The organism is Azospirillum sp. OGB3 (assembly GCF_014192915.1).
Lineage (GTDB): Bacteria > Pseudomonadota > Alphaproteobacteria > Azospirillales > Azospirillaceae > Azospirillum.
Genome location: NZ_JACHYN010000006.1, coordinates 154335 through 174965 on the forward strand (window position 1 = coordinate 154335; position 20631 = coordinate 174965).

Consider the following 20631-nt stretch of genomic DNA (forward strand, 5'->3'; position numbering starts at 1 on the left):
GGGCTCCGGAGAGCCCCTTTCGCGTTCGGACGACCCGGCCTCAGGCGACCCGGCCTCAGGCGACCCGGAAGTTCTTGAACTGCCAGGGATCCTCGTGGTCGATGTCCTCCGGGAACAGGCGTTCGCGGTCCTGCAGCGGCGTCCAGTCGCCATAGGCGCCGACAAGCTCGCCCAGGTAAGGCTTGGCGATCTCCAGAATACGCTGGAAGTCGATCTCGTCCGGCTCGACGATGCCGCGGTTGGGGTTCTCCAACGCCCAGACGATGCCGGCGAGAACCGCCACCGTGACCTGCAGCGAGGTCGCGTTGTTGTAGGGCACCAGGGCGCGCGCCTCGTCGATGCCCAGGCGGGAACCGAACCAGTAGATGCCCTTCTTGTGGCCCATCAGCAGCACGCCCAGCTCGTCGGTGCCGCTGACGATCTCGTGCATCATCAGGCGCTGGCTCGGCTGCATGTACCAATTCTTGCCGGCCAGCTCATGCACCGACTTCACCGCGTCGTCGCACGGGTGGTAGGCGTAATGCACGGTCGGGCGGTAGGTGACGTGGTTGCCGTCGCGCTGGGTGTAGTAGTCGGCGATGGAGATCGCCTCGCTGTGGGTGATCAGGAAGCCGTGGAACGGCCCCTCCAGCGGGGTCCAGGTGCGCACGCGGGTGGAGGCGCCGGGCCGCATCAGATAGATGGCGGCGTCACAGCCGAACTCGTGGCGGCGGCCGTCCACGGGGAAATGCTTTTCGTGGCTGCCCCAGCCGAGTTCGGTGGGCTGGCAGCCCTCGCCGACGAAGCCGTCGATGGACCAGGTGTTGACGAACTCGCCCACCTTTTTCGGCTCGTTGGAGACCTGTGTGTCGCGTTCGGCGATGTGGATCACCTTGACGCCCAACTTGGCGGCCAGGGCGCCCCAGCCGGCGCGGTCCTTCGGGACCTCCGTCGATTCGCCGGTATCGGCGGCGACGTTGAGCAGCGCCTGCTTCACGAAATGCGAGACGAGGCCCGGGTTGGCGCCGTGGGTCAGGACGGCCGTCGGCCCGCCCTCGTAGGTGGCGCGGTGCGACAGCGCCGTCTCGCGCAGGGCGTAGTTGGAGCGCAGCGACGGCGACAGCGACGGGTCGGTGTAGCCGCCGGCCCACGGCTCGACGCAGGTATCGATGTAGAGCGCGCCGACCTTGTGGCAGAACTCGAACAGGGCGACCGAAGACACGTCCACCGACAGGTTGACCAGGAAATCGCCCTTGCCCAGCATGGGCTCCAGCACCTGGGCGTAGTTCTCCCTCGTCAGCGGCAGGTTGATGAATTTGACGCCAAGCTCATCCGCCTCGGCATGACCGCGCTCCTCGGCGGTGACGATGGTGATCTGGTCCTTCGTGATTCCGATGTGGCGCAAAATCAGGGGCAACACTCCCTGGCCAATCGATCCGAAGCCGACAATGACCATGCGGCCGGTGAAGGTGATGTGCTTGGTGTCCAGGGTCATCTAAGACGGTCCCCCGTGGTTGGCGTGACAGAAATACAGCCCGACACCCCCGCGCCTCTTGCAAAGGCGGAGGGTGTCGGACCAACGATGGTTTACGGTGATTTTTTAGGGATATCCACCGCTTTCCCGCAATGCGGGACTTATGCCACGCAGCTCTTCAGGACATAGCCGGGCGTTTCCAAAAGCGGCGCGTCCGAAACCTCGACCACGCGGGCCTGGTCGAAACCGTTGAAGGCGGTGCGCAGGCAGGAGCCGTAGGCCCCCAGCTGGCCCAGCTCGATCCAGTCGCCGGCACGGATGTCCGCCGGCAGGTGGAACGGGCCGTTCATGCGGTCCGCGCTGTCGCAGGTCGGGCCGTAGAAGGCGAAGGCCTCCACCGGCTCGTCGCCCATCGGCGCGAACGGACGGATCATGCGGGCCGGGAAGCGGAAGCCGGGAACGCCGGCGTCCGACAGGGCGCCGTAGACGCCGTCGTTGATGAACAGCTCGTTGCCGCGGCGCTTGACCACCTGCACGACCAGCGACACGCCCGGCGCCACCAGCGCGCGGCCCGGCTCGCACCAGACGCGGCAATGGGCCGGCAGGTCGAGCTTCGCCACGCCGCGGGCGATGGCCTCCATGAAGTCGCCGAGCGGCGGCGGGGTGACGCCCGGGTAGGAGACGGGGAAGCCGCCGCCGACGTCCAGAACGTCGATCACCACGCCCGACTCCGCGATGATGCGGCCGGCCAGCTCCAGCGCCCGCTCATAGGCGGACGGGTCGAGCATCTGCGAACCGACATGGAAGGACACGCCGACCTTCGGGGCCACCATCCGCACCGCCTGGAGCAGTTCGACCGCCGCCGCCGCCGGGGCGCCGAACTTACCGGACAGGTCGTAGACCGCGTTGCCCTTCGGCAGGGCCAGACGCACGACGAGGCCGAGATCCGGGGCGTCGCCCGTCTCCTCCAGGATCTTCTGCAGCTCCTCCATGCTGTCGAGCACGAAGTCGCGCACGCCGTACTGCTGGTAGGCGGTGCGGATCGCCTCGCGCCCCTTCACCGGGTGCATGTAGTGCAGCACGGCGTCCGGGAACATCTGGCGGATCAGGCGGATCTCGCCGGGCGAGGCCACGTCGAAATGGCGCACGCCGCCGGCCCACAAAGCGCGCAGCACCGCCGGCTCCGGGTTGCACTTCACGGCGTAGAGCACGTCGCCCGACACCGCGGCGTCGAAGGCGGCGACAAAGCTGGACGCCGTGTCGGCCAGGACGCCCGGACGGATGCAGTGCATCGGCTCCTCGGGCCGGGCCATTGCCACCGCCTGATGGACGGAGGTGCGGCGGTCCGACACCGGCGAAGCGCCGAAGGACGGGGCGGAAACGGAAACACCGCGGCGCAGCGGGGCGACGGCGGAACGGGAACGGATGAAGCCCATGGCGCACTCCTTACCCTGGGCCACCCGGCGCGGGGCGGTCCAGCGAACAGACGGGAACCCGTCACGGCCGTCAAAACCGCGGATCGGAATTCGGGTTGTGGTGAAAGGCGACGGAGAAAAGCCGGGTCAAACGCTCACGAGCGGGCTAACAGCTCCGCAGGTTCAAAGCGTCGATGTCCGGCTATGGGCTACCGTCTGAGAGCCCTGCCGTGGAGAGCCAACATGCCTACCTCCCTCTCGGGACCGGCCCACTGATGACCGGTTCTGCCAAAAAGGACGCGGTACGTCGTTGCATAACCACAGAGGGCCATTGGCACGTGCGAGTGCGTCGTGCCCGATGAATTACGCTTTTTCCCCGGCGATTCAAGTGATTTTTTGATGACAGGTCAGGATCGGCCCGGAAACGGAACGATGACCGCGATCAGCGGGGCGCCGCGTCCGCCGTCTCGGCGAAGGCCGGACGATCGGAGCCGAGCACATGGTCCATCAGCCAGAAGCGCAGGAACCCCCGCACGGCGACGCCGGGGTCGAGCCGCCCGCTCTCCACCTGCTGGCGGATGCTGGCGAACTGCCCCTCCAGCGACCGGTGATGGTTGCGGTGTGCCACGAAACGGCCGGGCGCCACGCGGCGCAGCACTCCTTCCTCCATGGCGAAATGGGCGAGCACGTGGTCGTGCAGCAGGCCCAGAAGGTCCAGCAGTTCGCTGGTGCGCGCGCCTTGACGGCTCATCGCGTCCAGCTCGTTCATGAGGGCGGCGAGTTGGCGGTGCTGCGCGTCGAGCGGTCCCACCCCGACATCGAAGGCGCTGTTCCAGGCGATCAGGCTCCGCCCTTCCGGGGCCTGGGAGGCGTCGCGCACCAGCGCGGCGTAATCGCCGTCATGCCGGATCTCATGCCCGCACAAGGCGGCGTCCAGCGTGCCCGCAACCGTGCACAGGAAGTCCGAGGTGACGTCGCAGTCGCGCACATAGTCGATGAGGCGGCCGAACTGCTGGTCCAGCATCGCGTGATGACTGGCGTGCTCCTCCCACCGGGCAAATCCGGCGGCGCGGATGATGACCTCCTCATGGTCGAAATGCATGCGCATCTCGTCCGCGAAGCGGCTGAAACGGGGAACCATGGCGTCGCGGGAGGCGCCCTCCGCGCAGGCGCGGCGGATGGCGTCGACATGGTCCATCAGCGACGTGTGGGCTTCGTCGATGAAGCCGTTGCCCGTGCGCGGAACGGTGTGGCCGTCCGTGGTCATGGAACCTCCCAGGCGGATGGCACGCCGCTTTGGGATCGGCGCTGATACCGAAGGGCTTGTAACAGCTCCGCTTTTGGCCGGCAATCGGCTGCGGCGAAAGGTGTCGGCGGCGGGCGTATCATGGCCGGCGGGTCATGGCCGGCGGGTCATGGGACCGCACCGGATTCCGGCTCGAATTTCGGAAAGCGGTCGGCGATCACGTCACCGGTGAAGGACGCTACCCAACCGTCCGGACGCGTGAAAAAACGGATCGCGGTGAATTCCGGGTCCGGCCCCATGTCGAACCAATGCTTCGTCCGCGCCGGGATGCTCAGCAGGTCGCCGGCCCCGCACACGATGCGGAACACCTTCTCGTCCATGTGCAGGTAGAAGGCGCCACCGCCCTGCACGAAGAAGCGGGCCTCGTCCTCGTCGTGGGTGTGTTCCGCGAGAAAGGCGGCGCGACGGGCGGCCGCGTCCGGCAGGCCGCGTGGCATCCGAACCACGTCGGCGGATTGGAAACCGCGCGCTTCCTTCAGGGCCGTCACCGGGCCGGCATAGGCCTCCAGCACCGCCTGGGAGTCGGCGGCTTCGGAAATGACTTTGGACGCCTCCCAACGCTCGAACAGCACCCCGGCCAGCGCCAGATGGGCGGTGACCAGCGCCGGGTCGGCGGACGAGAGCTCGATAACCGTGGGGTCGGTGTCGCTGTAGACGGACAAACGGGCCATGGTCGCCTCGTTGTGCAGGTGCACTCAGAATGAGACGAAGCGGCGCCCGGCGCAACCGAAACGGTTGAATCCATACCTCAGTATGCGCGCAGTGTACGAATCAACGGCGGATCGCCAGCCCCAGCGACACGATCAGCCCGACCGCCAGCAGAAGCCCGACGAATCCGCCGACTCCGGCCCAGCCGAACCCATGCCAGAAGACGCCGCCCAGCGTCCCGGCGATGGTGGAGCCCATGTAGTAGCAGAACAGGTAGATCGCCGAAGCCTGCCCGCGATTGACCGGCGCCCGCTGCCCGATCCAGCCGGAGGCGATTGTGTGGACCCCGAAGAAGGCGAAGGTGAACAGGGCGATGCCCGGTGTCATCGTCCACAGGCTGTCCGGCATCATCAGCGCCAGCCCGGCCGCCATCATCGCCGCGGCGGCGGCCAGCACCCGGCCCCGCCCCAGCCGGACCGCCAGCCCGCCGAACAGCGGCGAGCTGACGACCCCGCAGAGATAAACGGTGAAGACCGCCCCGACCGCCGCCGGGCGCAGCTCGAAGGGCGGTACCAGCAGCCGGAAACCGATGTAGTTGAAGACGGTGACGAAGGCCCCCATGGACAGGAACCCCATGGCGAACAGGGCGAGCAGCCCGCGGTCCATCAGGTGCCCGCGCCATGCCTCGGCCAGTTCCCGCATGCCTGCCGGCCGCCGCTGGAAATGGCGCGAGGCGGGAAGCGCCACCCACACCGCCACGGCGGCGGCGACCCCCAGCGCGCCGATCACCCCCATCGCCATGCGCCAGGACGCGACGTCGGCGAGCAGCGCGGTCAGCGCCCGCCCCGACATCCCGCCGAGCGCCGTTCCACCAATGTACAGCCCCATCGTGACGCCGGCGGAGCGCGGGTCCACCTCCTCCGACACGTAGGCCATGGCGACGGCGGGCAGGCCGCTGAGCGCCATCCCCTCCAGCGCGCGCACCAGCAGCAGCGACGCCCAGTCCGGCGCCATCGCCCCGCTGATGCCCAGCGTGCCGGAGGCGAGCAGCGAGAGCGCCATGATCGCCTTGCGCCCGAACCGGTCGGACACCGCCCCGGCGACCAGCAGCGCGAAGGCCAGGACGCCGGTGGACACCGACAGGGCAAGGCTGGACTGCGCCGGGGTGATCCCGAAGTCCCGCGTGAACTCCGGCATCAGCGGCTGCACGCAGTAGAGCGCGGCGAAGGTGGAGAAGCCGGCCACGAAGAGGATGCGGCTCGCCCGCTTGTAGGCCGGCGTGCCGGCGACGAGATATGCCGCCCCCGGTTCAGCCGCGCCCTGCCCCGCCGGTTCGATCTGAACCCTGCCGAAATCGCCGTCCGCCACGTCGGTCCGTCCCCATGATGCGCCGCAATATGCACGCAAGAGGCGAATGTGCGCCCGCGGCAACGGCCTGTCCAACGGTTCGGACGCAGTGCAGCAATATGATTCGGTTATGACAACCGGCCGCTTATGACAACAGGGTGCCCGGCGGGGTTCAGGGGATCAGCGCGCCGAGGTCGAACTCCTTGGCGAAGGCCAGCATGGCGCCGCAAGCGCTGGCGGACGAGACTCGCAACACGCCGTTGCCGACGACGGTCGGGAACTTGCTCTTCTGGAGCGCCTGCTGGGCGCGCTCCAGATCGGCCACCGTCAGCACCATGCCGGCCAGGAAGGGGCGCGGGACCGACAGCGCGGGGTCGCCGGTCCATCCCCAATGCAGCGCGGCGGGATCGGCCACCACGATGGGGGCGCTGCCGGTCGGCACAACGCGCGCCGGTCCCCGCGCCTCGACCGCCGTGCCGAACAGCCGGGCGTAGGAGGCGGCGGTGGCGTCGGGATCGTCGGCGGCGACGACCAGCGCGGCAAGGCCGGTCACCGTGTTGTCGTGCTGGATCAACTCCGGACGCCAGACCACGTCTCGGGTGTGGTGCTGGCATAGGAAGACCCGTCCGCCCCAATCCGGCACACCGTCGATCGGGGTCGTCGTGAAGCGCGCCTGCTGCGCGCCGCCCGGCAGTTCGACGGGACGGCCGAACTCCACCGGCTCGCCCGCCGGATAGCCGGCCTCGACGAGGAGGCGTTGCGCCGCCCGCGCGTCGTCGGTCTTCAGCGCCGCAGCGGCGATGCCCTCGCGAGTTTTCAGAACGTCGCTGAAAAAGGCGGTGAAGGGGTGCGGCTGCTCGATGGCGAGCAACTCCAGATAGTCGCCCGCCCCGAACATCATGGTGTGGTTGGCCGACTTCAGCTCGCCATGCCGGCCCTTCGGCGAGACGGTGAAGCCCATGCGGCGATAGGCGTCCTGCGCCTTCTCCAGATCGCGGACGACGATGACGAGATGGTCGATGCCGTTGATTCCGTGTGCGCCCATGACCTTTGCCCTTCCGCTTTGCCGGCTTTTCGCGTTCGGCCAGCCATAGTGCAAGGAGACCGCTCGGCGCAAGTGTCGGGGGCAGGGTCAGGGTGCCAGCGGCCGTTCGCGCCATGCGGCGACGACGTCCGGCATGGGCGGCGATTCCTGCTGCTCGCCGTGGATCGCCAGGATCTCCGCCGGGGCGACCACGGCGCCGCGCGCCACGAAGGCGCCCTGCACCACGGCCAGCGCCGCCGTTCCCGTGGCGGTCTCCACCCGGTGCTCGATGAAGAAGTACTTGTCGTCCCAGCACAGCACGCGGGTCGCCAGCTCGAAGCGCTGGAAGGGGGCCAGCGGGCGGCGGAAGCGCACGTTGGCGGCGCCGATCACCGGTTGCCAGCGGTGGCGCAGGATCGACCGCCCCATGCCGGAGCGCAGCATCAGATCGACCCGCCCCAGGTCCATGACGCTGAAATAGCGGGCGTTGGTCATGTGCATGTTGAGGTCGAGGTCGGTCGGCCACACCCGGAAGCGCAACCGCGCCGGTTCGAGGAACCCCACCGGCCGACCGGTCAGGGCGGCCGCGATGACGCCGATCAGGCGGAACAGCAAATTCATACCCCTATCCCCTCCGGCCCAGCCGGGCGGACGGGACCGCACCGGCTCAGGCGCTCTTGGACGCCAATCCGCGCTCGTCCAGCGCGGCCTGCACCTGGGCCTCGATCTCCCGCAGTTCGCCCACGGTCGCCTCCAGGTCCTGGCGCTGCTGCTCCAGGTCCTTCAGCCGCGCGTCGATGCGCTTCTGCAGGACCTTCAACTGCTCCACCCCGCCATCGACGTTGTAGAGGTCCAGATACTCCCGGATCTCCGCCAGCGAGAATCCCAGCCGCTTGCCCCGCAGGATCAGCTTCAGCCGGGCGCGGTCGCGCTTGGTGTAGACGCGGTTGTTGCCCAGGCGGTTGGGCGACAGCAGCCCCTTCACTTCGTAGAAGCGGAGGGCGCGCGGCGTGATGCCCAGTTCCTCCGCCAACTGATTGACCGTGTAGAGCTGTTCCATGGTGGGGGGCACGCCTTCCGTCACGTCGCGCCGCGGCGGCGTGTGGGAAGCGAAGGCTGCTCGCTCCACGCCGCCGGACGGCGTCTCCGTTCCTACCACACACACCACGGCGTGACAAAGCCACGCGCTTTTCCGATGTCACTCCTCCGGCTTTTGCAGGGTCTCGGCGATCAGTTCCTTCTTTGACAGCTTGCCGACCGCCGTCTTGGGCAGCTCGGCGCGGAATACGATCCGCTTCGGCATCTCGATCCGCGAGATCTTGTCGCGGAGGAAGTCCTTCAATTGCTCTGCGGTCAGGTCGGCGCCGGGCCGGAGCTGGACGAAGGCCTTCGGGCTCTGGCCGCGGTAATCGTCGGGGATACCGATGACGCAGACGGCGACCACATCCGGGTGCTGGTAGATGGCCTCCTCGATCACGCGCGGATAGACGTTGTAGCCGCCGCAGATGATCAGGTCCTTCAGCCGGTCGAGCAGGAAGACGTAACCGTCCTCGTCCATCACCCCGACGTCGCCGGTGAACAGCCAGCCGCCGACGATGGTGCGCCGGCTCTCCTCGTCGTTGTTCCAATAGCCGGCCATGACGTTGGGACCGGACAGCGCGACCTGCCCCTTCTCGCCGGGCGGCAACACGCGGTCGGGATCGTCCAGCGCGCGAATCTGCACCATGATGCCGGGCAGCGGCAGGCCGATCGAGCCTTCCTTGTTGACCCCGGTCAGCGGGTTGCAGGCGCAGACCGGCGACGCTTCGCTGAGGCCGTAGCCCTCGACCAGCACGCAGCCGGTGGCCTCCTCGAACTGGCGCTTCAGCTCCATCGGCAGCGGCGCCCCGCCGGAGATGCAATAGCGGATCGACCGCATCGGGTAACGCGCCACGTCCGGATGGCCCAGCAGCGCCTTGTACATGGTCGGCACGCCGGGCAGCAGGGTCGGCTTGCGCCGCGCGATGGTCTTCAGGACCTGAAGCGTGTCGAAGCGGGGCAGCATGACCAGCTCCGCCCCTGCCGCCAGCCCCATGTTCAGGATCACCGTCATGGCGAAGACGTGGAAGAAGGGCAGGACGGCGAGCATCCGTTCCTCCCCCAGCGCCATGCCGGGGAACCAGGCCTGCACCTGCCGCGCGTTGGCGACGAGGTTGGCGTGGGTCAGCATCGCCCCCTTGGGCACGCCGGTGGTCCCGCCGGTGTATTGCAGCACCGCCACGTCGCGCCGCGGGTCCAGCCGCACCGGCGGCATCGCTCCGTCGTTGGCCAGCAGCGCGTCGAAATCCACATGCCGCCCGTCCTGCGGGATGCTGGCCAGCTCGCTGCGCTTCAGCACGCGGAAGAGGACGCTCTTCACGGGCGACAGGATGGAGGCCATGCGGCAGACGACCACCGTCTTCAGCCGCGTGCGGTCCAGCATCGCCTCGATGCGCGGGTAGATCTGCTTCAGATCGAGCGTGACCATGATCTCGGTCCCGGAATCCTCGATCTGGTGCTCCAGCTCCCGCTCGACATAGAGCGGGTTGTAGTTCACCACCGTGCCGCCGGCCTTCAGAATCGCGAAATAGGCGATCACGTAGGTCGGCGTGTTCGGCAGACACAGCCCCACCCGCACGCCCGGCTTCACCCCCAGCGCCGCGAAGCCCTTGGCCGCCCGGTTCACCAGCCCCAGCACCTCCGCGTAGCGGTAGCGGCGGCCGAGGAAGTCCAGGCACGGACGGTCGGCGTAGCGGCGGGCGGCCTCCTCGAACAGCTCGGCCAGCGGCGTCACAGGGATCGGCTGGTCCCAGGCGATGCCCTCGGGGTAATGGGCAAGCCAGGGATGGGCCGGCGTGTCGTCGCCGATGCTGCCCCGGCGCGCAAGATTCTCGGTCATCTCCGATCCTCCCGGCTGCGCGGCGGGTCAGGACAAGCGGGGGCGGAAGGCGGTGCGGGGCGATGGGACTCCGGGCGCGGCGGCGGTCTGCATGGTTTCACTCCCCTCGATTGATTTGGTGGTTCCCGGATCGTTGAGGCGCCGGAAACCTTTTGGTTATGACGTTGACGTAAACGTAAACTCTGCCTACTGTCAAGATCCGACAAGCACGAATCCAGGGGAGAGTGACTGATCCATGGTTGAGGACATCCTGCGCGAACTCCAGTCCCGCTCCACCAGCTTCCGCAGCCTGAAGGCCGACGTCCGCTTCGCGCTGGAGGACGGCGAGGCGGTGCGGGTCAACGCCCGCGAGACGCCCGTCGCCATCGCGCGGGAGGACGCCGGGGACGCTGATCCCGACTGCACCATCCGCATCTCCGCAGAGAATCTGAAGAAGCTGATGGACGGGCGGCTGAACCCGATGCTGGCCTTCACCATGGGCAAGCTGAAGGTGGACGGATCGATGGGCGTCGCCATGAAGCTGGCGCAGCTTCTCGACGACTGAGCGCCTGCGACTGAGTGACGGAATCCGGACGGCGGCACCATAAGCCGCCGCCGAACAACGACCACAAAAGGCGAACACAGGGAGGGAACATCCATGACGCACGCCCTGCGCGCGGCGCTGGCGGCCGCCGGCCTGCTGCTGTCCACGGCCGCGGCCCAGGCCGCCGAGCCGCGCACGCTGACCTACCGGATCCTGATGGGCGACGATCCGGTGGGAACGGAAACCGTCCGGCTGGAGCCCCAGGGCGACGTGACGAAGGTCGCCGTCACCGCCTCGACGCGGGTGAAGGTGCTGTTCATCAACTTCCGCTACGACCACAAGCGGGAAGAGGTCTGGAAGGGCCGGACGCTCGAATCCATGAGCGCCCAGACCGACGACGACGGCACGCCCCACGCCATCCGCATGATGCGGACCGGCGGCGGCTACTCCGTCACGGTGGATGGCAAGGCCGGACAGGCCGGCGCCGACACCCTGCCCCTGACGCTGTGGACCCCGGAGGTTCTGAAGCGCCCCACCCTGCTCTCGGTCATCGACGGCAAGCCCTACAGCGTGCGCACCGACCTCGTCGGCACCGAGACGCTGACCGTCGGTGGGCGCGCCGTTCCGGCACAGCATCACCGGATTTCCGGCGACGTGGAACGCGACCTGTGGTTCGACGCGCAGGGCACGCTGCTGAAGACCCGCTTCAAGCGCAGCGGCTACGATGTTACCTACATCCTGGACTGAGATGTGTTCTGCGTGAGGGTGTGATGCCGCTGTTCGTGTTCCCCGACGACCCGTCCTGGAACGAGGAGGCCGACGCCGTGGAGTTCGCGGTTGAGGTCGGGGAGTATCACGGGCGGGTCTTCGTCCCCCGCCGCGCCCTGCAAACCCTTGCCGGCCATCTGCCGAAGCCGGACGAGGCGCTTCAGTATGTCTGCCTGAACCGCCCGGTCTTCGACAAGGCGGTAGAGGCCCGCATCATGGACCGCAAGCTGGACCCGGATGCGAACGTCCATCTGACGGCGCGGGATGTGAGAAGGGTGGCGTCGTAGGGGGCATAGGAATTTAAGTGGTCGCATCGAGCCCCCCTCCCGACCTCCCCCCGCTTCGCAGGGGGAGGAGATAAGCCCTCCCCTGCGAAGCGGGGGAGGGTTGGGTGGGGGCCCGGTTCGACACCCTCAAATGCTGTAATTGTCCGCGATCCCCGACCGCAGCTGCTCCACCTGCTCGCGGAAGCCGCCGCTGTCGCGGCCCGGCTCGTTGCGCACATCCTGGACGATGCGCGCCGGGCTGCCGCCCAGCACGATGATGCGGTCGGCGAGATGCACCGCCTCCTCCAGGTCGTGCGTGACGAACAGCACGGTTTTGCCGGTCTCGCGGTGAATGCGCAGCAGCTCGTCCTGAAGGCCGTGCCGCGTGATGGCGTCGAGCGCGCCGAACGGCTCGTCCATCAGCAGGATGTCGGGGTCGACGGCCAGAGCGCGGGCGATGCCGACGCGCTGGCGCTGGCCGCCCGACAGCTCATAGGGCCAGCGCCGCCCGTAATCGTCCAGCCGGACGAGGCGCAGCGCGGCGGCCACCCGCTCCTCGCGCTCGGCGGTGGAGATCGGCAGTCCCTCCAGGCCGAAGCGGACGTTCTTGGCGACCCGCCGCCAGGGCAGAAGGCGAGCGTCCTGGAAGACGAGGCTGACCGGACGGTGGCCCGGCTTCTTCGTCTCGTGGATGGTGACGGCACCGGCGCGCGCCGTGTGCAGACCGGCGACGACGCGCAGCAGGGTCGACTTGCCGACGCCGGACGGCCCGACGATGGCGACGAAGCTGCCGCGCTCGATGGACAGGTCGACGTCCACCAGGACCGGCGGGGCCTCGGCGCCGTAGCCAATGGCGACGCCCTTCAAATCGATCACAGCGGAACCGTTCACTTTTGCCATGCCAGCACCCGCTGCTGAACCTGCATGAACAGGAAGTCGCAGACGCCGTAGAGCGCCGCGATGGTGACCATGTAGAGCACGACGATGTGGGTGGCGAGCAGGCCGGAGGCGTCGGACATGCGCGCGCCTAGGCCGGAGATGCCGAACAGCTCCGCCGCCACCACGGTCATCCAGCCCTGCCCCAGCCCGGCGCGCACGCCGGACAGGATGCCCGGCAGCGCGCCGGGCAGGACGATCTTGAACAGGCGCGGGATCAGCCCGCCCTGCCCGAAGGCGTGGCCGAGTTCGATAAGATCCTTGTCCACCCCGCGCACCGCGCTGTAGGTGGCGTAGTAGTTGATCCAGAAGACGGTCAGCGCGATCAGGAAGGTTGCGGCCGACTTGCTGACGCCGAACCAGATGATGGCGAAGGGAATCCAGGCGATGGACGGGATGGGGCGCAGCATGCGCACAACCCAGGCCTGGAAAGCGTCCCAGATGCCCCAGGTCGCCGCCGCCGTGCCGAAGGTGATGCCGAGGACGGTGCCGAGCGCCAGCCCCGACAGGTAGTGCGACAGGCTGGCAAAGACCATCGCCTGCCAGGTGCCGGAGCGGAACTCCGCCAGGAAGGCGCCGGGCACCGCGCTGGGCGATGGCAAAAGCCCGGCGGGCACGACGCCGCTGCGCGCCAGCGCCTCCCAGGCGAGCAGGAAAGCGCCGACGCCGAGCGCCGACAGGGCGATGGAGCTGTGGAGCTTCAGCGGTTGACGCATCGCGCTTACTTCGCGGCGGCCGCGTCGTAGAAGCGGAAGTCGAACGCCTCCGCCACCGGGATGGTGCCCTCGGCGGAGCCGATCTCCTTGGCGTAGGCCATCATCTGCTCGACCGCCGGGACCACGCCGTGCGGGTCGGCGACGAACTTGGAGCCCGGCGAGCGGAAGGCGGCCTCCAGCGTGGCCGGCTCCATCAGGCCCTTGCCCAGATACTCGTTGGCGACCTTGGCGGAGCGGGCCGGGTCCTTGGCGATCAGGTCCACCGCACGGATGTGCGCCTTGAGGAGGCGGGTCAGCGCCTCGCCATGCTCCTTGGCGACCGGGCCGCGGACCGCGATGACGGTGCCGGGCTGGTTCGGGAACATCTCCGCGCCGGTGGCGAGCAGGCCGACGTTCGGGTCGACCTTCTGGGTGACGGTCACCGTCGGCTCACGGATCGTCGCCGCGTCGAGGGCGCCGGCGAGCAGGGCCTGCTGGGTCTTCTCGATGCCCATGGAGATGATCTCGACGTTCGCCGGGTCGGCCTTCACCACCTTGAACAGCCAGTGGCGCAGCACGGTGTCCGGAACTGAGCCCGGCGGCTGCGTGCCGATCTTGACCTTGCGGCCGCTGTCGGCAACGAACTTCGCGATGGACTCCGCGGTGGCCTTGCCGCCCAGCGCCTTGGCGAACTCGCCGCGGCTGGCGACGACCATCTCCTCGACCGCCGAGTTGGCGATGACCGACACGTCCGCACCCTTCGAACGGGCGACCAGGACCGGGGCGACGCCGGCATAGAGCAGGTCAATCTTCCCGGCGGCCATCGCCTGGATGGCGTGCGGGCCGGATTCGAACTTGGTCAGCTTCAGGTCGATGCCCGCCTCGCGCGCCCAGCCTTCCCCTTCCAGGATGAACAGCGGCGCGGCGGCGAGGATGGGGATGTAGCCGACCTCCAGCTTCACCGGATCGGCGGCGCGGGCCGCGCCGGGCGTCAGGGCGGTCAGGGACGCGGCGGTCAGGGATGCGACGGCGGCCACAGCCAGCATCGCGGAACGTCGGGTCAGGGCGGTCATGGGATCCATCCTCGCAGGAAATTGCCCGCCTATTTAGCACATCCCCTATCGGAAGGAAGAGTGAATTGCACAAATTTGCGTGATGCAATGAGCAATTTAACTGTGAAAACTGGTTCTTTTGGTCGTTAAAAACCCAGGCAAAAGCGGCTCTCCCAGCCACCGACCTTTGCCGTCACCATTACTTCAACCCCTAATTATCATTTATAAAAGATTAGCAACCGACAACCCATTATCCGGTATGAGCCACAGCGGGAGAGGGAACATGACGGCCATCGACTCCACAAAGGCACAGCCCTTCGCATCCACCCTTTCCCAATGGACCAGAACCGGCCCGACGAAGCTTCAACCCATCATCCCGGAAAACGGCTCCAGCCCCGCGGGCGATCAGGTGACCTTGTCCGCTCAGGCCAAAGGCCTCATGGCCGGCGGTTCGGGAGCGAATCCGGCCATGGGAGCACCAAGGGAGTTCGCCATCACGGGCATCCCGCCGGCGAGCAGCGACCCGACGGACGACTATTTCGCAAAAATGCATAAGTATTTTGAGGATCTGAACAATTTTACAAAAAAGACTCTCGGCCTGGGCGATCGGGTGGGGGTTGGACTCACCGGCGACATCATAAACATCATGAAGAAGGCAGCGGCGAAGGCGGGCATCGTCGAGCCGGAAATGCCCGCCTCGATCAAGGCGATGAAGGAGGAACGCGAGGCGCGCAGCGCGTCCGAACCGGAGAAGGAACCGGGGCCGGGGATGAAGGGGACCTCTCTGATCACCCTGTACATGCCGGAGGAGCAAGGCGGCGGACAGGTTGAACTGTGGATCGACAACAAGGGCCTGGACAAGCTTGCAGACCTGTCGGCGCAGACGGTCAAATCCAGCCTCGTCGACCTGATGAAGGGCGACGACAAGGCGGCTGCGGCGAACGCCGCGATCGACAACGGCATCTTTGGAAAGGCCTTCGCGGAGAACGCCGCCTGGCATCCGGAATTCCGGACCCCGAAAGCGCGCATGGCCTATTTCGACCCGAGCGCGGAACCCGGCGAAACCCCGTTGTTCATGATCCAGTCGAAGCAGCAAGCCGGATACGTGTCCCAGCACGCTGGTGATCTGGCGGCAAGCCTCATCAACCTGCTGAAGGCGGCAAAGGATTGAGGCGCCGACCTCCCCTTCCCGAAGGAAACGGAAAGCCGACGCCCCTCGTGATGCCCGTCCGCGTTACACCCGGTCGCGCTTCAGGGCGTTCCGGCCGAACACGCCGTCCACATAGTCGAGCAATTCGCCGAGCGCCTCCACCGGGGTGACCGCGCCGGTGTCGATGGTCAGTTCCGCCGACTCCGGGGCCTCGTAGGGGGCGGAGATGCCGGTGAAGTCCGGGATCTCGCCGGCGCGCGCCCGGCGGTACAGACCCTTGGGGTCGCGCGATTCGCAGGTGGCGAGGTCGGCGGCCACATAGACCTCGTGAAAGCGCTCGCCGCCGATGGCCCGCGCCCGCGCCCGGTCGGCCTGGAGCGGCGAGATCAGCGAGGCGATGACCAGAACGCCCGCATCCGCGAACAGCTTGGCCGTCTCGGCGACACGGCGGATGTTCTCGGCCCGGTCCTCCGCCGAGAAGCCCAGCCCGGCGTTCAGCCCGTTGCGGACGTTGTCGCCGTCCAGCACGAAGACCTGCCAGCCGCGGTCGAACAGGGCGCGCTCCAGCGCCATGGCCAGCGTGGACTTGCCGGCCCCGGACAGGCCGGTCAGCCAGAGGACGCCGCCCTTGTGGCCGTTGGCGGCGTTGCGCTCGTCCGCCGTGACGGCGTGCGAGACCTCGGTCGTGTTGGCCGAGGCGGCAGGGCCTTCGTCCACCTCGACGACGATGCAGCCGCCGACCACGTCGTGACCGTCGATCAGCACGCCGCGCCCGGTCCGCGACAGAGCCGAGGCGAGGTCGACGGCGATCGGCGAGCGGGAGCGCAGGACGACCTCGGCCACCTCGTTGCGATGGACCGCCTTGGCCGGGGTGCTCGACAGGTCCTCGATGTCGATGACGGCGGTGATGCTCTCCACCGTCACGCGGTGCTCGCCCGTCGTGATCTTCAGCGTGTAGGTCTTGCCGACCGCCAGCGGCTCCGAGGTCAGCCAGAAGGCCCGGACGCCCAGCCGGTGGGTGACGTGCGGCGCGCCCTCCTCATGATGGGCGATGTGACCGCGTTCGGCGAAGATGCGCTTGTCGAGCGTAATGCCGATGCTCTGCCCGGCCTGGGCGGCGACGATGGGCTGGCTGTGGTTCCACCCCTCGATGCTGACCACCGTGGCGGTGGCGCCGGTCGGCGAGAAGCGCAGCGTGTCGCCGACGCGCAGGCGCCCGCTCTCGATGCGGCCGGCCAGGATGCGGCGGTCGTCCGGCTTGTAGACGTCCTGCAGCGGGAAGCGCAGCGGCAGTTCGGTCGGCGCCTGCTGCGGGCGGAAGGCGTCCAGCGCCTCCACCACGGTCGGCCCCTCGTACCACGGCGCCTTGTCGGAGCGGGTGACGATGTTGTCGCCGTGGCGCGCCGCGATGGGGATCACCGTGGAGGTGTGCAGGCCGAGTTCCGCCAGATAGGCGCGGATCTCCTGCGACACCGCCTCGAACCGGTACTGGTCGAAATCAACCCGGTCCATCTTGTTGACGGCGACCGCCACCTGGCGCACGCCCAGCAGATGCAGCAGGAAGGCGTGGCGCCGCGACTGCTCCAGGGCGCCCTCGGCGGCGTCGATGACCAGCAGGGCGGCATCGGCCTGCGAGGCGCCGGTCACCATGTTCTTCAGGAACTCGGTGTGGCCCGGCGCGTCGATGATGACGTAGGGGCGCTGCTCCGTCTTGAAATGGATCTGCGTGGTGTCGATGGTGATGCCCTGGTCGCGCTCGGCCTGCAGCGCGTCCATCACGAAGGCCCATTCGAAGGGCATGCCGCGCTTGCGGCTCATCTCGTGGACCTGCTCCACCTTGCCGTCGGGCAGGCTGCCGGTGTCGTTCAGCAGGCGCCCGATCAGCGTCGACTTGCCGTGGTCGACATGGCCGACGATGACGATGCGGAGCTGGCCGTTCAGTTCGTTCCGGATGTCCATGGTCCCAATCCCCGCTTCTTACATGTAGCCCGAGCTGCGCAGGCGCTCGAAGCTGTCCTCGGCCTCGTTGTCCATGGCGCGGCCGGCGCGCTCCGGAATGCGGGTCACGACCAGTTCGGCGATGATCTCGTCGATGGTGCCGGCGGTGCTGTCCACCGGGAAGGTGATGTTCTTCTCGCCCAGCGAGCGGTAGCGCTTGCCGTCCTTGGCGAAGTACAGCGGGACGATGGGAATCCCCTCGCGCTTGGAGTAGCGCCAGATGTCCAGCTCGGTCCAGTGCAGCAGCGGGTGGATGCGGACGTGGGTGCCTTCGTCGAAGCGGGTCTTGTAATGGTCCCAGAACTCCGCCGGCTGATCCTTCACGTCCCAGTCGCCTTCCAGCGAGCGCGGGGAGAAGACGCGCTCCTTGGCGCGGGTCGCCTGCTCGTCGCGGCGGATGCCGACCATGATGCCCTGGTACTTGCCGGTGCGCAGGAGGTTCTTCAGCCCCTCCGTCTTGCGGGCGGCGGCGCGGGTCAGCGGCGGCAGGGTCTGGTCCATGTCGGCTTCCGGCGGGCACTGCTCCACCCGCAGGTCGAGGTCCCATTCCCCGGCGATGCGGTCGCGGAAGTCGTAGACCTCCTGAAGCTCCATCGCGGTGTCGAGCTGGACGACCGGGAACGGCACGCGCCCGAAGAACGCCTTGCGGCAGAGCCAGAGCAGGACGTTGCTGTCCTTTCCGATCGACCACAGCAGAGCCAGCTTGTCGATGCGGTTGTAGGCCTCGCGGAGGATGTAGATGCTCTGGCTCTCAAGGTAATCGAGATCGGCGGTCATTGGGCTGTTCCGGTCTTCTTGAAGGTGTGAATGCCGCATTCGGTCTTGGCGGTTCCGGCCCAGCGGCCCGACCGCGGGTCCGCACCGGGAGCGACGCGCTCGGTGCAGGTGAAGCAGCCGATGGACAGGAAGCCGTCGGCTTCAAGCGGGTGGCGCGGCAGGCTGCGCCGGGTGAATTCCTGCTCGATCCGCTCGCGGTCCCAGTGGGCCAGCGGGTTGATCTTGATGCGGCCCGTGCCTTCCTCCGCCTCGAACAGGGGAAGGGCGGCGCGTGTGGAGGCCTGGAAGCGCTTGCGCCCGGTCACCCAGGCGTCGAAACCCTCCAGGGCACGGTCCAGCGGCACCGTCTTGCGCAAATGGCAACAGGCGTCATGCGAGCGGGTGAACAGCAGGCTGTCGGGGTCCCCTGCCGCCAAATCCGCGTCGGTCGGGCCGATCGTGCGCACACCGGTCAGGCCGAGCGCGGCAATCAGCTTGTCGCGGTAGCGCAGCGTTTCCCCGAACAGTTTCCCCGTGTCGACGAACAGCACCGGGAAGGCCGGGTCGGCTTCCGCCGCGAGGGCGAGCAGAACCGCCGATTCCGTTCCGAAGGAGGAAACCACAGCGACGCGGCCGTTGAATTCATCGCGCAGAAGGGCGTTCAGAAGCACCGCCCCGTCCAGCTTTCCATACCGCTCGGTCAGATTGGCCACGCGGTCGCGTTTCACAGCATGAGCAAGTCCATCCAGCATGGCCTGTTTGCCTATCCACGAAGTGGAGTATTTGTTCTGAATTGCACATTAACACCAGTTTCACGGCGTTGCAATGCATATACATTGTCTACATGTATTATAGGTTTAAGCGAGTTTGTGAAATCTGTTGATTGCACCCCGCCATCGCGCTTAAATGCGCCCATGATGTCTTTTCACGATAGCTCCGGTGTGCATTCCAGGTGGCGGCGGTGATCCCGGTCGCGCTTGATCCGGCGCATGTGCGGATCGCGCTGGTCGGCCAAGGGCCGCTGGCGAAGCGCCGTCTTGCGCAGTTGCTGGAGGGCGGTGCGGCACCGGCGATCTATTCACCGGAACCGGATGCGGAATTGATCGCCCTGTCGGGTGCGGCCCTGCGCCGCGCCCTGCCCTCGCTCTCCGACTTGGAGGGCGTGCAGGTGCTGTTCGTCGTCGGCATCGACGACGCCGACGCGGCGGCGCTGGCCCGTCAAGCGCGCGGGCGCAACATCCTGGTCAATGTCGAGGATGTGATTCCGCTCTGTGATTTCCACGCGCCGTCTGTGATACGGCGCGGCGACCTTTTGATGACCGTCTCCACCGGCGGCAGGAGTCCGGCGCTGGCCCAGCTTCTCCGCGAACGGCTGGAAGCTCTGTTCCCCGCCATCTGGGCGGACCGGCTGGCGGAAGTCGCCGCGCTCCGCGACCGCCTGCGCGCCGCGGGCGCCAAGGGACCCGAGGTGCTGCGCGCCTGCCGGGATCTGATCGCCGCCAAAGGATGGCTGCCATGATCGCATCGTCTCTTCTGTCCCGGACTCTTCTGTCCCGCCTGTCCGCCTTCGAGCCGGGCAGCGTCTGGCTGGCCGGGGCCGGCCCCGGCGATCCGGGCCTGCTGACCCTGCTGGCCGCCAAGGCGCTGGGCGAGGCCGACGCCATCGTCCACGACGCGCTCGTCGGCGGCGGCATCCTGGAGGCCGCCAACCCCGACGCCCTTCTGGTGGACATGGGCAAGCGCGCCGGCCACCCCTCGCCCAAGCAGGAGGCGATCAACGCCCGGCTGGTGGAATTGGCGCGGGAGGGCCGTCGCGTGCTGCGGCTGAAGGGTGGCGATCCTTTCGTCTTCGGGCGCGGCGGCGAGGAGTGCCTGGCGCTGGCCGAGGCGGAGATCCCCTTCCGCGTGGTGCCGGGCGTCACCGCGGGGATCGGCGGTCTGGCCTACGCCGGCATCCCGGTGACCCACCGCGGCTTCGGCACCACCGCGACCTTCGTCACCGGTCACGACAAGGCCGGCGGCCTGCCCGCCGACCTCGACTGGGACGTTCTGGCGCGGCTTCCCGGCGCGCTGGTGTTCTACATGGCGCTGGGCACCATCGGGACCATCGCCGAGCGGCTCGAAGCCGCTGGCAAGCCGCCGATGACCCCGGTCGCCATCGTGTCGAGCGCCAGCACCGAGGCGCAGGACGTCATCGAGACCAATCTTGCCCATTGCGCGCGGGACGTCGTGCGGCTACAGGCCAAGCGCCCCGCGATCGTCGTGGTCGGCGAGGTCGTGCGGCTGCGCGCCGTGATCGGCGCGTGGCAGCAGACCACCGGCCAGAACCCGTTTTCCACCGCCGTGTCGGCGTGAGCGTACGTGTTAGGAGTTGAAG

At 67.9% G+C, this 20631-nt stretch carries 21 protein-coding genes; 6 read left to right on the plus strand and 15 right to left on the minus strand.

The window, feature by feature from the left end:
* Positions 1-55: 55 nt before the first annotated feature.
* From FHW79_RS14805 to FHW79_RS14845, 9 genes are all read right to left on the minus strand, one after another.
* Positions 56-1474 (minus strand): saccharopine dehydrogenase C-terminal domain-containing protein, encoded by a 1419-nt coding sequence (locus FHW79_RS14805; protein ID WP_183179643.1) that lies wholly within the window; start codon positions 1472-1474, stop codon positions 56-58.
* A gap of 140 nt (positions 1475-1614) precedes the next feature.
* The gene (locus FHW79_RS14810) at positions 1615-2889 is read right to left on the minus strand and encodes a type III PLP-dependent enzyme (RefSeq protein WP_183179644.1); all 1275 of its coding nucleotides are present in this window, start codon (positions 2887-2889) and stop codon (positions 1615-1617) included.
* A gap of 421 nt (positions 2890-3310) precedes the next feature.
* Complete coding sequence (locus tag FHW79_RS14815; RefSeq protein ID WP_183179645.1) at positions 3311-4135, minus strand: hemerythrin domain-containing protein; 825 nt, start codon at positions 4133-4135, stop codon at positions 3311-3313.
* A 146-nt stretch (positions 4136-4281) separates the two neighbouring features.
* Complete coding sequence (locus FHW79_RS14820; RefSeq protein WP_183179646.1) at positions 4282-4845, minus strand: acireductone dioxygenase; 564 nt, start codon at positions 4843-4845, stop codon at positions 4282-4284.
* A 100-nt stretch (positions 4846-4945) separates the two neighbouring features.
* The gene (locus tag FHW79_RS14825) at positions 4946-6190 is read right to left on the minus strand and encodes an MFS transporter (protein ID WP_183179647.1); all 1245 of its coding nucleotides are present in this window, start codon (positions 6188-6190) and stop codon (positions 4946-4948) included.
* A 151-nt stretch (positions 6191-6341) separates the two neighbouring features.
* The gene (locus tag FHW79_RS14830) at positions 6342-7214 is read right to left on the minus strand and encodes a VOC family protein (RefSeq protein ID WP_183179648.1); all 873 of its coding nucleotides are present in this window, start codon (positions 7212-7214) and stop codon (positions 6342-6344) included.
* Positions 7215-7301: 87 nt separating this feature from the next.
* On the minus strand, positions 7302-7814 hold the full coding sequence (locus tag FHW79_RS14835) for a thioesterase family protein (RefSeq protein ID WP_183179649.1): 513 nt from the start codon (positions 7812-7814) through the stop codon (positions 7302-7304).
* A 46-nt stretch (positions 7815-7860) separates the two neighbouring features.
* A complete protein-coding gene (locus FHW79_RS14840) occupies positions 7861-8253 on the minus strand; it encodes a MerR family DNA-binding transcriptional regulator (protein WP_094302185.1) in 393 nt (130 codons plus the stop codon).
* Between the two features lie 138 nt (positions 8254-8391).
* On the minus strand, positions 8392-10110 hold the full coding sequence (locus tag FHW79_RS14845) for a long-chain fatty acid--CoA ligase (protein WP_183179650.1): 1719 nt from the start codon (positions 10108-10110) through the stop codon (positions 8392-8394).
* 235 nt (positions 10111-10345) lie between these two features.
* Between FHW79_RS14845 and FHW79_RS14850 the strand changes: the two genes are divergently transcribed.
* From FHW79_RS14850 to FHW79_RS14860, 3 genes are all read left to right on the plus strand, one after another.
* Positions 10346-10654: an SCP2 sterol-binding domain-containing protein gene (locus FHW79_RS14850; protein ID WP_014240763.1), complete on the plus strand. Its 309-nt coding sequence runs from the start codon at positions 10346-10348 to the stop codon at positions 10652-10654.
* 93 nt (positions 10655-10747) lie between these two features.
* Positions 10748-11380 (plus strand): DUF6134 family protein, encoded by a 633-nt coding sequence (locus FHW79_RS14855; protein WP_183179651.1) that lies wholly within the window; start codon positions 10748-10750, stop codon positions 11378-11380.
* 23 nt (positions 11381-11403) lie between these two features.
* Entirely contained in the window at positions 11404-11688 is a 285-nt protein-coding gene (locus FHW79_RS14860) for a DUF1488 family protein (RefSeq protein WP_145676604.1), read from the plus strand.
* A 126-nt stretch (positions 11689-11814) separates the two neighbouring features.
* Here the strand turns inward: FHW79_RS14860 and FHW79_RS14865 are convergent, their stop codons facing one another.
* Genes FHW79_RS14865 through FHW79_RS14875 form a run of 3 tightly spaced genes read right to left on the minus strand, consistent with a single transcriptional unit; the run spans position 11815 to position 14371 of the window.
* On the minus strand, positions 11815-12543 hold the full coding sequence (locus FHW79_RS14865) for an ABC transporter ATP-binding protein (protein ID WP_307832725.1): 729 nt from the start codon (positions 12541-12543) through the stop codon (positions 11815-11817).
* 11 nt (positions 12544-12554) lie between these two features.
* Positions 12555-13319, minus strand: a complete 765-nt coding sequence (locus FHW79_RS14870) for an ABC transporter permease (RefSeq protein WP_035674628.1) — start codon at positions 13317-13319, stop codon at positions 12555-12557.
* A gap of 5 nt (positions 13320-13324) precedes the next feature.
* The gene (locus FHW79_RS14875) at positions 13325-14371 is read right to left on the minus strand and encodes an ABC transporter substrate-binding protein (protein WP_183179652.1); all 1047 of its coding nucleotides are present in this window, start codon (positions 14369-14371) and stop codon (positions 13325-13327) included.
* Positions 14372-14633: 262 nt separating this feature from the next.
* Here FHW79_RS14875 and FHW79_RS14880 point away from each other — a divergent pair, with 262 nt between their 5' ends.
* A complete protein-coding gene (locus FHW79_RS14880) occupies positions 14634-15521 on the plus strand; it encodes a hypothetical protein (protein WP_183179653.1) in 888 nt (295 codons plus the stop codon).
* Positions 15522-15584: 63 nt separating this feature from the next.
* Here FHW79_RS14880 and cysC read toward each other — a convergent pair whose 3' ends face one another.
* From cysC to FHW79_RS14895, 3 genes are read right to left on the minus strand one after another with little or no spacing between them, the layout of a single operon-like run.
* The gene (gene cysC, locus FHW79_RS14885; protein WP_183179654.1) at positions 15585-17459 is read right to left on the minus strand and encodes an adenylyl-sulfate kinase; all 1875 of its coding nucleotides are present in this window, start codon (positions 17457-17459) and stop codon (positions 15585-15587) included.
* A gap of 18 nt (positions 17460-17477) precedes the next feature.
* Entirely contained in the window at positions 17478-18275 is a 798-nt protein-coding gene (gene cysD / locus FHW79_RS14890; RefSeq protein ID WP_014240756.1) for a sulfate adenylyltransferase subunit CysD, read from the minus strand.
* On the minus strand, positions 18272-19006 hold the full coding sequence (locus FHW79_RS14895; RefSeq protein WP_183179655.1) for a phosphoadenylyl-sulfate reductase: 735 nt from the start codon (positions 19004-19006) through the stop codon (positions 18272-18274). The genes cysD and FHW79_RS14895 overlap by 4 nt, the downstream gene beginning before the upstream one ends.
* A gap of 200 nt (positions 19007-19206) precedes the next feature.
* Here FHW79_RS14895 and FHW79_RS14900 point away from each other — a divergent pair, with 200 nt between their 5' ends.
* Together FHW79_RS14900 and cobA are read left to right on the plus strand one after the other, a co-directional pair.
* Positions 19207-19773, plus strand: a complete 567-nt coding sequence (locus tag FHW79_RS14900; protein WP_348984164.1) for an NAD(P)-dependent oxidoreductase — start codon at positions 19207-19209, stop codon at positions 19771-19773.
* A complete protein-coding gene (cobA, locus tag FHW79_RS14905) occupies positions 19770-20609 on the plus strand; it encodes a uroporphyrinogen-III C-methyltransferase (protein ID WP_183179656.1) in 840 nt (279 codons plus the stop codon). The genes FHW79_RS14900 and cobA overlap by 4 nt, the downstream gene beginning before the upstream one ends.
* Positions 20610-20631: the final 22 nt, after the last annotated feature.